Source organism: Pontibacter brevis, assembly GCF_054779655.1.
On sequence record NZ_BAAGXV010000088.1, the window covers coordinates 126,310 to 139,152 of the forward strand.

The 12,843-nt window shown below is 49.9% G+C and carries 11 protein-coding genes; 3 read left to right on the top strand and 8 right to left on the bottom strand.

The genetic code is table 11. The features are described from left to right. Positions 1–145 precede the first annotated feature (145 nt). Together ACYVB1_RS19825 and ACYVB1_RS19830 are read left to right on the top strand one after the other, a co-directional pair. On the top strand, positions 146–394 hold the full coding sequence (locus ACYVB1_RS19825; RefSeq protein WP_460925552.1) for a hypothetical protein: 249 nt from the start codon (positions 146–148) through the stop codon (positions 392–394). 40 nt (positions 395–434) lie between these two features. Then, positions 435–1,058, top strand: coding sequence for a MarC family protein (locus tag ACYVB1_RS19830; protein WP_460925553.1), 624 nt, complete (start codon positions 435–437; stop codon positions 1,056–1,058). Positions 1,059–1,074: 16 nt separating this feature from the next. Here the strand turns inward: ACYVB1_RS19830 and ACYVB1_RS19835 are convergent, their stop codons facing one another. Further along, positions 1,075–2,403 (bottom strand): cation:proton antiporter, encoded by a 1,329-nt coding sequence (locus ACYVB1_RS19835; RefSeq protein ID WP_460925554.1) that lies wholly within the window; start codon positions 2,401–2,403, stop codon positions 1,075–1,077. Positions 2,404–2,736: 333 nt separating this feature from the next. On the opposite strand from ACYVB1_RS19835, the gene hemE reads away from it, so the two are divergent. Beyond that, positions 2,737–3,777, top strand: coding sequence for a uroporphyrinogen decarboxylase (hemE, locus tag ACYVB1_RS19840; RefSeq protein ID WP_460925555.1), 1,041 nt, complete (start codon positions 2,737–2,739; stop codon positions 3,775–3,777). A 270-nt stretch (positions 3,778–4,047) separates the two neighbouring features. On the opposite strand, the gene ACYVB1_RS19845 is transcribed toward hemE, so the two are convergent. The 7 genes from ACYVB1_RS19845 to ACYVB1_RS19875 form a co-directional block, all read right to left on the bottom strand. Then, a complete protein-coding gene (locus ACYVB1_RS19845; protein ID WP_460925556.1) occupies positions 4,048–5,847 on the bottom strand; it encodes a TrkH family potassium uptake protein in 1,800 nt (599 codons plus the stop codon). After that, entirely contained in the window at positions 5,825–6,847 is a 1,023-nt protein-coding gene (locus tag ACYVB1_RS19850; protein ID WP_460925557.1) for a bifunctional heptose 7-phosphate kinase/heptose 1-phosphate adenyltransferase, read from the bottom strand. The genes ACYVB1_RS19845 and ACYVB1_RS19850 overlap by 23 nt, the downstream gene beginning before the upstream one ends. Then, a complete protein-coding gene (locus tag ACYVB1_RS19855) occupies positions 6,847–8,061 on the bottom strand; it encodes a pyridoxal phosphate-dependent aminotransferase (protein ID WP_460925558.1) in 1,215 nt (404 codons plus the stop codon). Before ACYVB1_RS19855 ends, ACYVB1_RS19850 begins: the two co-directional genes overlap by 1 nt. A gap of 193 nt (positions 8,062–8,254) precedes the next feature. Further along, positions 8,255–9,247, bottom strand: coding sequence for a PorP/SprF family type IX secretion system membrane protein (locus tag ACYVB1_RS19860; RefSeq protein WP_460925559.1), 993 nt, complete (start codon positions 9,245–9,247; stop codon positions 8,255–8,257). A 9-nt stretch (positions 9,248–9,256) separates the two neighbouring features. Further along, positions 9,257–11,308, bottom strand: coding sequence for a lectin-like domain-containing protein (locus tag ACYVB1_RS19865; RefSeq protein ID WP_460925560.1), 2,052 nt, complete (start codon positions 11,306–11,308; stop codon positions 9,257–9,259). A 446-nt stretch (positions 11,309–11,754) separates the two neighbouring features. Further along, positions 11,755–12,363, bottom strand: a complete 609-nt coding sequence (gene recR / locus ACYVB1_RS19870) for a recombination mediator RecR (protein WP_460925561.1) — start codon at positions 12,361–12,363, stop codon at positions 11,755–11,757. A 13-nt stretch (positions 12,364–12,376) separates the two neighbouring features. Beyond that, complete coding sequence (locus ACYVB1_RS19875; RefSeq protein ID WP_460925562.1) at positions 12,377–12,664, bottom strand: ATP-dependent Clp protease adaptor ClpS; 288 nt, start codon at positions 12,662–12,664, stop codon at positions 12,377–12,379. Positions 12,665–12,843: the final 179 nt, after the last annotated feature.

Below are 12,843 nucleotides of genomic sequence, written 5' to 3' on the forward strand. Positions count from 1 at the left end.
TTTAGTTTTTGTTAATCTTTCCTCAAAAATAAGGATTATGTCCGAACCTCCCCTCCTGTTGCCATTTTATTATGTATTGGCAGTGGCCAAAGCTTTGCTTTTTATTTAGCTATACCTATATTGAAGGAAACAAATGCAGCTATATATGTCAGAGAAGTTGGTGCGCAGCATGATGGTACTATTCCATGTTCCTTTGTTTTTAATCATAATCCGGATGCTTTGGCAGGCAGGTGGCCTGGCAGGCATCGATTTACAACTCGTGCCCTTCCAGTTACTAAGCCTCCTGTTGGCGGGCTACCTGGTGCTGGGCGACAGTTCCCGCGACGAATATTACCCCACGCTGCTAGTGTTGCTGGTGTATGATTTGGCTTTGTACTGGTACATTTTAAATTAATTCTGAGTAGCTTGCGGCTTTCGTTCTTTTAAACCCAACTATGGAAATCATACTGGCCACCTTCTCTGCCTTGTTCTCTGTTGTAAACCCATTCGGGGCGATGCCTGTTTTTCTGACCCTAACACAGGACGACACACCTGCACAGCGGAACCAGCAGGCCCTGAAGGCCTGCTTATACATGGTAGGCATTCTGGCTGTTTTTTTCCTGACAGGGCAGTACATTCTGAATTTTTTTGGCATCCGGATTCACGACCTGCGCATTGCCGGCGGTCTCATGATCATGCGGGCAGGTTTTGATTTGATGACACCTGGCGCAAACAAGAAAAAAATTTCTCCGGAGGTTGTGGAAGAAGGGCAGCAGAAAGATGACATCTCTTTCACGCCGCTGGCCATGCCGATGCTTTCCGGCCCCGGGGCCATCGCGATCAGTATTGGCCTTTTCACCACCTCCCTGTCTATCCTGGACATGCTGTTTATACTGGTGGGTATTATCCTCCTGGCCGGTGTGTCTTATTTTATCCTTCGCTCATCTCACCAACTCACCCGCCTAATGGGCAAATCAGGCCTGGCGGCGCTCTCCCGCATTATGGGTTTTATTGTACTCTCCATTGGCGTTAACTTTATTGTATCTGCCCTTACAGCATTGTTTTTTACAGCGGGATAGGTGTTGCTACAGGCCGCTATGCCTTTGCTTCCTGAGCCGCCTTATTCTCCTGTTCCCGCATTTCATCCAGCTTTTCCGTGATAGGCGTAGCGGAAATGCCATGCACAAAAATGGAGATAATGACAACCAGGCCTACGAGTGCCCATAGTTCTTCTGCTCCTTCAAAGTTTTCCTCATTCAAGCCGTAGGACAGGTAATAAAAGGAGCCGATTCCCCGCATGCCCAGAAAACTGATAGCAAAGCGGTCGCGCCAGGGAGCCTTATTAAAACCAATCAGGCCGAGCACACCGGCAAGAGGGCGTATAATAAAAACTATGATGATGGCGCAGATAACCAGTGTCCAGGTAAGTGATGACAGCAGGCCACCTGCCACAGCAGCCCCAAAAGCAATTAGCACCGCTGCCATTAAAAGGCGCTCTGCTTTCTCTGTAAAAGCATGCAGTGCTTTCTGGTATTCGTGGTCCTGGTCATAGTTTTTGATGACCACGGCGCCAATAAAAGTGGCGATAAAGCCATAACCGCCGGCATACTCTGTAGCACCGTAAATTAGCAAAGTGGCAGCCAGGGCTCCTAAACCTACCATAGATTTTGCAAGTTCTGTTTTGGCAGGCATGGCCATGATAAAGCGAGCCAGCACATACCCCAGTCCTAATCCGAAAATTGCGGCAATCCCCAACTCATAAAGTACATCAATCAGAAACCAGGTTCCTATCCAGTTGCCGGGGTGTGCACCAGCCATCGCCATGGCAATGGCCATGTTCGTGAACGGGAAGGCAAGGCCGTCATTCAGGCCGGCTTCTGAAGAAAGGCCGAACCGCACCTCATCTTCCTCCCCATGCCCTGACTCATCTGTATCCTCCGTTTCTTCGTCTTCAGAGCCTTCCTGCGGTGCGCCCACCTGTACTTCAGAGGCTAACACTGGGTCAGTAGGAGCCAGGCAAGCACCTAACAGCATGGCGGAGGCCGGAGCGAAGGCCGCGAGCCACCAGCCAGTCAGGGCAACAAGTGCAATGGTTACAATCATGGTGATACCCAGCAGGCGCCAAGTCACACTCCAACCCTTTAAGCTGGGCGGCCTGTCTATCTTCAGCCCTGCTCCCATCAGCGAGACGATTACTGCCAGTTCGGTGAGGTGCTCTGTATAATCTCCCTGCTCTAAGGGATCCGGCGCTTCCAGACCCAGGGGCAGCGCAATAGCTCCCAGGCCTAGCATCACCACAGGCATAGAAAAAGGATATTTGGCCAGGATACGCGGTAGCACAGCTGTCGCCAATACGGCCAGACCAATTATAAACAGCCATAAATTATAGTTCTCCAGCACCTCGAGGGCCTCTTCTATTTCCATAACATTCTGTTTTTTTTGAGACTAAAGTAAAAGTATAGACTCCGTAAATAGTCTCTGTTCCTGTTTCATGCGGGGTGCTGGTTGGTATGTTATTGTCTTACGCAGCCTACGTTGCTATAGATATATAGAGAAGTCTGCTGGTACCCCGAGGCCAGGTCTGAAACATCATGCATCAGGAAGCAACAGCTGCATTTTCATCGACCTCTACTCTTACCGTACTATCACCGCAACACAAAGAGCTCCTGACCCAGGATTCTGAATCTGTAGGGTCCTAACCCTTTACAAATCTGCTCATCCTCAGATTTTCAAATCTAATTTTCCTATCTTTGCAGCATGCAACTGAAGAACGATCTGCTTATAAGAGCTGCCAGAGGCGAGAAAGTGGAGCGCACCCCCGTGTGGCTCATGCGCCAGGCAGGACGTATTTTACCTGAATACCGTGCGGTACGAAACAGCCTGAGCGGCTTTAAAGAGTTGGTGGAAACACCGGAACTGGCCGCTGAGGTGACCATACAACCTGTTGACATTCTGGATGTAGACGCAGCCATCATTTTCTCCGACATCCTGGTGGTGCCGGAAGCGATGGGCTGCACCTATGAGATGGTGGAGAAAAGGGGCCCTCTGTTCCCGAATACTATCCGCACAGAGGCGGACATGAAAAAGCTGCGCGTGGCGGATCCGCACGAACACCTGAACTATGTGCTGGAGGCGATCAGGGTAACGAAGCGGGCATTGAACGGGCGCGTGCCCCTGATTGGCTTTGCCGGTGCTCCCTGGACCATATTGGCTTATATGGTAGAAGGCAGCGGTTCCAAGACTTTCTCTCAGGCGCGCGGCATGCTGTACACCAACCCGAAGCTGGCGCACCAGTTGCTCCGCAAGATAACAGACACCACCACGGCTTACCTGCAGGCGCAGGTAGAGGCGGGCGCCAACCTGATCCAGGTGTTCGATTCCTGGGCAGGCATCCTTTCGCCGGCGCAGTACCGGGAGTTCGCCCTGCCGTACATCGCTGAGATTTGTAATGCCATCCACAATGTGCCGGTCACGGTTTTTGCCAAAGGCGCTTTCTTTGCCATGGAGGACTTCAGCAAGCTTAACTGCGAAACCATCGGCCTCGACTGGAATATGGACATTAAAACGGCCCGTCAGCAGGTAGGCCCGAATAAAACCCTGCAGGGAAACATGGACCCTTGCCTGCTTTACAGCTCCTTCGATACCATCCAGCACGAAACCATCAAAATGCTGAAGGAATTCGGCCCGCAGCGCCACATCGCCAACCTCGGCCACGGCGTGTACCCGGATACAGACCCGGAGAAGGTAAAATGCTTTGTGCAGACAGTGAAGGAATATGGCGAAGCCGTTAGTAGTTAGAACGTTTAGGAGTTAGAAGGTTAAAAAGTTAAAGCCTTACTAAACTATATACCAAAGAGAAAGGTCCGCCTGAACAGCGGGCCTTTCTCTTTGGTGGTTAAATCGTTTTTTTGAAATTCTAAACTCTCTAAAGCTGGTTGCAGAACAAAATCCACCCCTAGCCCCTCCGAGGAGGGGAACTACCTGCAACAGAGAAAATCCACCCTCACTTTCAAATTTTTAACCTTCTAAATTTTTAACTTTCTAACCTAAAATGACTCTCTAACTTGCCTACCCCACCGCCAGCTGTGTTTCCGGGTACTTATAGGCTGTGGAAGAGGCGCGGGTGCTGAGGGCAAGCGCCAGCGTGAGGGTACCTACCCTGCCCAGGTACATCGACAGGATGATAACACATTTCCCCATATCAGAAAGACCTGCCGTGATTCCTGTACTTAGACCCACCGTTGCAAAAGCGGATACCTGCTCAAAAGCCAGCTTGATGATGTCGAACTGTGCATCGGTGATAGACAGAGTAAATATAAACGTGATGTTGATAAGCGCCGCGAACGTAAAAACGGAGAAAGCTTTATAAGCCACTGAATGCGGAATGGTGCGGTGGCCAATCTCCATGTTTCGCTTGTTCCGGATGGTGGTGAGCACCGCAAACAGCACCACCGTAAAAGTTGTCGTTTTTATACCTCCCGCTGTCGACCCTGGTGAGCCCCCGATAAACATCAGCGCAATTATCATCAACAGAGTAGGCACGTTTAGCGCAGAGATATCTACTGTGTTAAAACCAGCGGTACGTGTAGTCACTGACTGAAAAAAGGACGCTACCAGAGCTTCGGCAAAACCAAGACTGGAGAGGGTGTTGTAATACTCCAGGAAAAAGAAGCCAATCATACCAATAGCCAGCAGAATGGCAGAAGTATAGATGGTGACACGCGACGACATCTTCCAGTTTTTCCAGGGCTTTTCCATACGGGCGCGCATGTTCCTGGGCGAAAGGACATCCAGAATTGTAGGAAAACCAATACCGCCAAAAATGATGATCAGTGCTATAACAAGATGCAGGATATAGGAAAAGCGAACCGGCTGCGTGTACAGGCCCTCCGGGTAAAGCGAGAAACCAGCATTACAAAAAGCTGACACAGAATGGAAAACAGAAAAGAAAATCTTGCTGCCAAGGTTCGTAAACTGCACCTCTGCCCCCCACGTCAGAAACACGGCAACGGCTCCTATTCCCTCTATCATCAGCGTCAGGAAAATGAGTTTGCGCATCAGGTTTTTTGTAGAGAAAAGCGACTCGCTATCCAGGAGCTCGTGCATGGCCACGTGCTGCTTGATCCCTACTCCCTGCCGCATAAGCGAGGCAAAGAAGGTGGCGAAAGTCAAGATACCCAAACCGCCCATTTGTATAAGCAGCAGCAGCACCACCTGCCCGGCAAAGGTAAAATAGGTGCCAGGGTCTACCACCGCCAGCCCTGTTACACAGGAGGCACTGGTGGCCATAAAGAGCGCGTCCAAAAAGCTGATACCTTCCGGTGCATTTGTCATTTTGGGCAGCATGAACAAGCCGGTACCTATCAGAATCAGCATAATAAAGCTGAGCAGGAACGTAATAGAAGGCTTCAGCTGCATTGTTTTCAGGTGCACCTGCGTCTCCAGCAGCTCCACAATCAGCAAAACCAGCATGTACAGCGACACCAGCACCCGGTAGAACTCCACCGAGAGCGGTATGCCTATTCCCTCAAAGATGTTGTAAATAAGTGGGTAGTCCAGTACATAAGTAAAGAACTGGTTCAGGAAGATAATGCTCATTAAGATCCCCTCGAACCAAGTGCGCCTCAGAAACTTGACTCGCTCAAAGGCATACAGAATGCGTAGAAAATAGATCAAAACGAATGTAGCCAGGATACCATCTATCGCATAATACAGCACCTGCAGCTGCACCGGGCTTTCCACCACCCCATGTGCATAAACCAGTAATCCTATTGCCAGTATTGTCAGCACATAAGTCGTGCGGCGCATGATGGTGTACGCCGCCAGCTTACTGCCGTATAAAAATCTATTTAACGACTCTGTATTCATTCTTTTCAAACAACCTTATGTGCGCAGCCTCCTCAAACAGGCGCGTCTTGTCTATGGGCACCACCCCCACCTGCTCGCACACTAAGCCTCCGCCTAGGTTGCTAAGCCCAGCCATAAACTCTTTTGAGGTGCGCAGGGCCATGCAAAGCGCGGCAATGCTGATAACCGTATCACCGGCCCCCGACACATCAGAGATGGAGCGGCGGTGCGCCCCGATATACGTCTTTTCTTCCCCGTCAGCCACAAATACCCCCCGCTCTGAGAGGGTGACCAGCACCTGCTGTACCTGCAGGCGCTGCTGCAGGTCGGCTACGGCTTCCTCAAAAGCAGGCAGGTTCTCGTCGGCAAACTCTACCTTCAGGCCCTCTTTGAGCTCTTTCAGGTTTGGTTTAAACAAGGTGCAGCCCACGTAGCTGAGGAAATTCTTCTTTTTGGGGTCGATGACACTGGGGATGTTGCGCTCGTTGGCAAGTTGCAGAAAACGCCTGATGTTCCTTTCTGAGAAAACGCCTTTGTCGTAATCTTCAAAGATTACGACATCAACCTTCTCCAGCAGCTTCAGGTAACGCTCTTCGAGGCGGCGCTCTTCGTATTCGGTCAGGTTGTGCTCTATCTCCGAATCCACGCGCAGCAGCTGCTGTGCGCCGGCAATAATGCGGTGCTTGATGGTGGTTACCCGTTCCGGGCTCTGCACAATGCCTTCTGTAGAAAGGCCTTTCTCCTCCATCAGGCGAAGGTAGTCCGCCCCGTCCTGGTCGTCGCCAATCACAGAGCAAAGTAACGGAACAGCGCCCATGGCCTCTATGTTAAGGGCTACATTGGCAGCCCCGCCCAGGCGCTTCTCCCGTTTTATTACATTAACAATGGGTACAGGTGCTTCTGGTGAGATGCGTGTTGATTTTCCCCATAAATAAGAATCAATCATTACATCTCCCACCACCAGCACCTGCAACCCATTAAAGGCTTCAAACAAAGCCTCTAAACTAGAAAATTGAGTCATTACTGCAGTTTTGCGAGGCTGCTCTTAATGCGGCGCAGGGCCTCTGTCAGTTTTTCGTCGGATGTGGCAAAAGAGAAACGGATACACTGTGGCGCCCCGAAGGCGGCTCCGCCTACTGTTGCCACGTGGGCATCTGCCAGCAGGAACATGCTCAGGTCCTCAGAATCCTCAATTTTTTTCCCTTCAAAGCTTTTACCGAAGTAATAGCTTACATCCGGGAAAATATAGAAAGCACCCATTGGCAGGTATGTCTTAAAGCCTTCTATGTCGTTCATGAAGTCGAGCACGAGGTTGCGGCGGCGGCGGTATGCCTCTGTCATTTCCAGGGCAGCTTCTTTTCCTCCTTTCAGCGCTGCAGCAGCAGCTTTTTGTGAGATGGAGCTGGTGCCGGACGTAATCTGGCTTTGCAGCTTATCACAGGCAGCAGCTATTTCTTTGTTTGCCGCCATATAGCCCACGCGCCAACCTGTCATGGCGTAGCCTTTTGAGTGGCCGTTCACCGTCACCACACGGTCTTTGATGGACTCCACACAGGCCAGGCTGAAGTGCTTGCCCTCAAAGTTGATGTATTCGTAGATCTCATCTGCTATCACGTACACCTGCGGGTGCTTCTCCAATACGGCTGCAATGGCACGCAGTTCCTCCTCGTCCCATACAGCGCCCGTAGGGTTGCTTGGCGAAGAGTACATCACCAGCTTTGTGTTGGAAGTAATAGCCTGCTCCAACTGCTCGGCTGTTACTTTAAAGTCGTTTTCGAGGCGACCCATTACCGGAACCGGCACACCTTCAGCCAGCTTCACAATTTCCTCATAAGACACCCAGTATGGAGAGAAGATAATCACTTCATCGCCCGGATTCACAAGGCACATCACGGCATTGGCAATGCTTTGCTTTGCGCCGGTTGACACCACAATGTTTTCAGACTTGTAGTCCAGGTTGTTGTCGCGCTTAAACTTGTTCACGATCTCCTGGCGCAGTTCCGGGTAACCGGGCACCGGAGTGTAAAAGGTAAAGCCTTCGTCAATAGCCTGTTTGGCAGCGTCTTTGATATATTGCGGCGTCTGGAAATCAGGCTCTCCAAAGCTTAGGTTAATCACATCAAACCCTTGAGCAGCCAATTCACGCGCTTTTTTGGCCATGGCTATTGTCTGAGACTCAGACAGAGCTAAGATTCTGTCTGACAATGCTGATCTTACTTCCTCTGTGTTTTGCATTTCTTTTTACATTAAGCTGGCAATTTAGTCATAAAGCCACAGAATTCCATCTTTGCAATTTTGAGCTGCTGTTACTGCGGCTTTAGCAGGTAAATTGGCAAGAAGGCTTGAGAATCAAAAAGAAAACCAGAGAAAAAGATAGCAAAGTGCCTCCTGAAGGGGCATAGAGGCTTTTACATTCCTGGCTTTTGCCCTACCACAGGTTCTGGGGGCACACTACTTTGTGCTTGTTGGGGATGCGCATGCCCAGCACTACCTCGTGGCTTACGCCTCCTAAAGCGCTCACGCCGGTATCGTAGGAGTACCCCAGGTCAAAGACCTGGTTCCAGGTAAGCCCCCCCAGGATGGCAAAGCTGTCGTTTTGCCGGTAAGACACCCCGCCCCAAAGCTTGTTATCGTAAACAGCGCGGAGGTTGTAGTCCACCGATACAGGCAGGGGCTGCAGCAGTTTCAGCATTACGGAGGGTATTACGTCAAGCCTCTCAGCGACTGGAAACTTATAGGCCGCAGTAAAGAAATAGTGGTTTTCAAAATTAATATCCATTCCCCGCTCCTCTTCTACAGAAACTGTGTTGCTGATAATTTCACTGGCAGAAAGCCCGGCATAAAAGTCAGCGGAATACAGCCACATTCCCAGTTTCAGGTTCGGCCGGTGTACTGTCCAGCCTGCACTGGCTGCATCTGCCGGGTTGGCGAACACAAGCTTGTTACCGTTCAGGGCATGCTGTGATACGCCCGCAGAGACGCCGGCCCCCAGCCTTACCCCGTCCGTGAGCGGCACATGGTAAGCGTAAGACACATTGGCCTCCATACGGGTGAACGGGCCAATTCTATCATGCAGCAGAACCAGCCCAATGCCATGGTGCGGCTCGTTACTGTACTTACGGTAAATGCTCCGTGGCTCCCTTGCTCCTATAAAGGAGGGAGTGGTATTTTCTGCGCTGGTTTTGTCTTTTGATAATTTGGTATGAACGCTGAGATAGAAGCTGCTTGGAGAACCCTCTATACCTGTCCACTGGTTACGGTACCCTGATTTTATATCTACATAATTCTCGATACCAGCTATGGCAGGGTTAAGCAGGTAGTTATTGATCATGTACTGGCTGTACTGCGGCTTTTGCTGCGCAAGCACCAGCAATGGCAAAAACATCAAAAGAAGCAAGAGAGTAGAAGTCCTGACGTTCATAAGTGCCTTTTAGTGAACAATGCTAACGGATCCTGTTATCTTCTTCCCATGCTTCGGTGTGCTCTCCTTAAGCGTAATCACATAGAAATAAGTGCTCACAGGCAAAGGGCTGCCATTGTACGTTCCGTCCCATTCGTTTATGTAGCGTACCTTTTCAAATATTTTACTACCCCACCGGTCAAACACTTCTACCCGAGCATCCGGATAATCCTCCAGAGTTTCTATCACCCAGGTTTCATTTACCCCATCACCATTCGGAGAAAAAGCATTCGGAACCACTATATCGCGGCGCAAGAAAACATGCACCTGCCCTGTTACCTGGCAACCCGCAGGGGTTGTGGCCACTACTGTATAAGTGATGGTTTCATCGGGTTGCGCACGTGGGTTTGCGGCGTAAGGGTCGTCAAGACCGGTGGCTGGCGTCCACTCATAACGGGTACCGGGTATGTTGTTGGCCTTCCCCAGCTTAATGGTTTCCCCTTTACTGATGGCAAACTCTGTATAGGCGCTGATATCGGGCACTGGATTGATGGTGGCCTGCACAACAGTCCGGTTGCTTTCGCACCCGTTTCTGCCTTTAACGGAGACATAGTATGCTGTGGAGGCAGTTAGTTCCGGTGTGGTATACGTGCTGCTGAAGACACCTGCCAAAGGCGCGCCGCCTTCGGGCGAAGTGTACCACCTGTAACTACCAGCATCACCACCGGTTGCCGTCAAGGTAACAGAACCAGGCCCACACCTTGCTTCACCACTTACCACAGGGGCAGTGGGCAATGGCATGGCTGTAACAGTAATTTTATTGGAGGTTACTACACCGCAGATAGTTTCTACATCCACGGTATAGTCACCGGATTCCATGGCGGTAAAAACAGGCGCGCCTCCTCCGGTAGGTGTACCGTTCCGCTTCCAGGTAAACTTCGCATCTGTTGCCTGTCCCGGAACGTGCAACACCACACTGCCTCCTTCACAAAAAGAGGTGTTGCCGGTAGCCAGCAATTCTACAGCAGGTAAGGGATACTGGCACGCCACATCTATAGTAACCTGCGCCGTTGCCAGCTTGGCATAGCACCGCGACGAACCGGCATCGCTGACCTCATACGTCAGCACATCCTGCCCAATAAACCAGGCGCTGGGTGTGTAAATGATTTTATTGCCTGAAATAACAGCTGTGCCATTTTTAGGACCATCTACAATTTTGGTAAGTGTTAGCGGCCCGTTGGTTGTGTGGGTATCGTTGTTCAGCACGGCCACTGAAACGGGCTTCCCCGGCACCGTCTGTGCCATGTCATCGTTGGCAACAGGTTTGCTATTTAGATCTACGAGGCAAATGGTCTGCTCGTTGGACTTGCCTCCCGTGGATCCTGTAAAACCATAGTACACCATTGGGTTGCCATTGAACACATTCCGGATGATATCGTCTTTATGTGTGAATCGCTCAACGCCATCAAAAAAGAACTTTAGTTCCTGTGTAGCAGGGTTCCACCTGATGGTGTAGGTGTGGCACTGGTTGTTTTCCACATCTACGCTATTCGGGTCTATCTGCACCGCCTTAAACCGGGGAGCAGGCGTATTACCGTTATAAAGAATGGTGGTATGGTCTGCTGCAATGTCAGCCTTGTTGTTAATATAGCTGTCGTTGGTGTTGTCGTAAGTGTCAAACTCTATGGCAACGGAGGGGCTGATGGGATTGGGAGCGCCAAGGCCAAAGCCTTCTCCCAGGCTTCCCCTTGCCTCCAGGCCGCGCGGGTCGTTATGAAAAAGGAAGGCAATTCCATCTGCACCATCCTCATCTTTTGTGCCCAGGTATATGGTAAACTCCAGCTCAACAGGCTGCGAAAGGTCTATTTTCTCCTGCCACCAGATATAACCATAACGCCATTCATGGTCTTCTGTAATTTTAAAGCACTGGTCAGACAGCTTAACAGCATCTCCGCGGGTAATAAACTGTGCTGCAGAGGTAAACGGAAGAAGTAAAAGGCTAACACAACAACAAAGTGCTACCAGGAGCACCTTACTTCTAAGATGAGTATAAGTTCTTTCATACCGAGGCAGAAACATCATAGGGTTGTGTTATTGGTAAAAGACGCTGGTTAAAGGTGCTTTATCATATCTGAAAGCCTGACAGAGACAAAGCATACCCATCACAAATAGAAACTTCAATAATCAACGTCTATTTTGTATTCTTGTAAGAAGCATATATAGTAATTGGCTTAACGAAACTGCAAAAAACTTGTTACCCAACTTTCATACTAAATTTTATATGTCGTTCGCTAAGGCATGTAAAAGGTTTACCCTTGGCCAGCCATATTCATGGCCAACCAAGGGTAATATTTTTTGTACTGTTTCAGATCAGTATCACCAATACTGCCAAGCCATTCAGGCTATAGACGTACTGCTTCCGGTAAATTTATAGTGCTGGAATTTTAAAAAGAGATACGGGTTTTCTTCCGCACCGGATCTGTTTACAGGAGTATTTCTTATGTTATGTGCTGAAAATAAGTAAACAGCTATACTTTGCCATAAGTGGTGCGCTCCACTATGCTTCGGCCAAGTGTAATCTCATCGGTATACTCCAGCTCACCTCCCACCGGCACCCCACGGGCAATGGTGGTAATACGCAGGTTGTGATCGCGGAGCTTGCGGGTAAGGTAAAAGGCAGTGGTGTCGCCTTCCATGGTAGGGCTAATGGCCAGCAGAATCTCCTTCACCTCAGACTTCTGCAAGCGCTCCAGCAACGACTCTATCTGTAAATCAGATGGGCCAACGCCTTCAAGCGGCGAAATAACGCCACCCAGCACATGATACAGTCCTTTGTACTGCGATGTGTTTTCAATAGCAATTACATCCCGGATGTCGCTCACCACACACAGCACACTTTTGTCGCGCAGCGGATTGGAGCAGATGCTGCAGATTTCTGTATCAGAAATATTGTGGCATTGCTTACAATGCTTCACATCAGTGCGCATCTTCACCAGCGACTCTGCCAGTGAGAAGGTTTCTTCCGACTCTTCTTTCAGCATGTGCAGCGCCAGACGCAACGCAGTTTTCCTCCCTATGCCCGGGAGCTTTGCCAGCTCCTCCACGGCATTCTCAATCAACTTCGACGGAAAATCCATTCAGTCTCCTCTTCTACTCTATGTCGGCTGACAAGTCTTTTTGATGCAGGCTGGTACACATGCCCACTAACTCTTCGTATGAGCCTACTTTTACGGTGCACTTTCCTTTGTAATGGATCAGCATCGTGCACTGCTCCGCCTGCTCCTGTGTATGACGGCACACTTTAATAAGCGTTTCTATCACATGGTCAAAAGTATTGACGTCGTCGTTGTAAACCACGAGGTTGCGCAGGTCGGTGCTCTCCTCGAGCAACTCAACTTCAACCTCTTCCTGATGTAAAATTTCTCTCTCCCAATTCATGTTACAAAAATACGAATAATTAAGCACTTAACGAAGCTGCACACGCTTCCCGAGGCCTTTTCTTTTGGCTTTTGCCTTTCAGCTCAGCCGCTTATCTTAACAACTCCGACACCTGTTTGATTCCGGTTTTTGCTTATTTTACCCGCTGCCCTCTTGCTTCATTCAGACGCCGGGAGGCA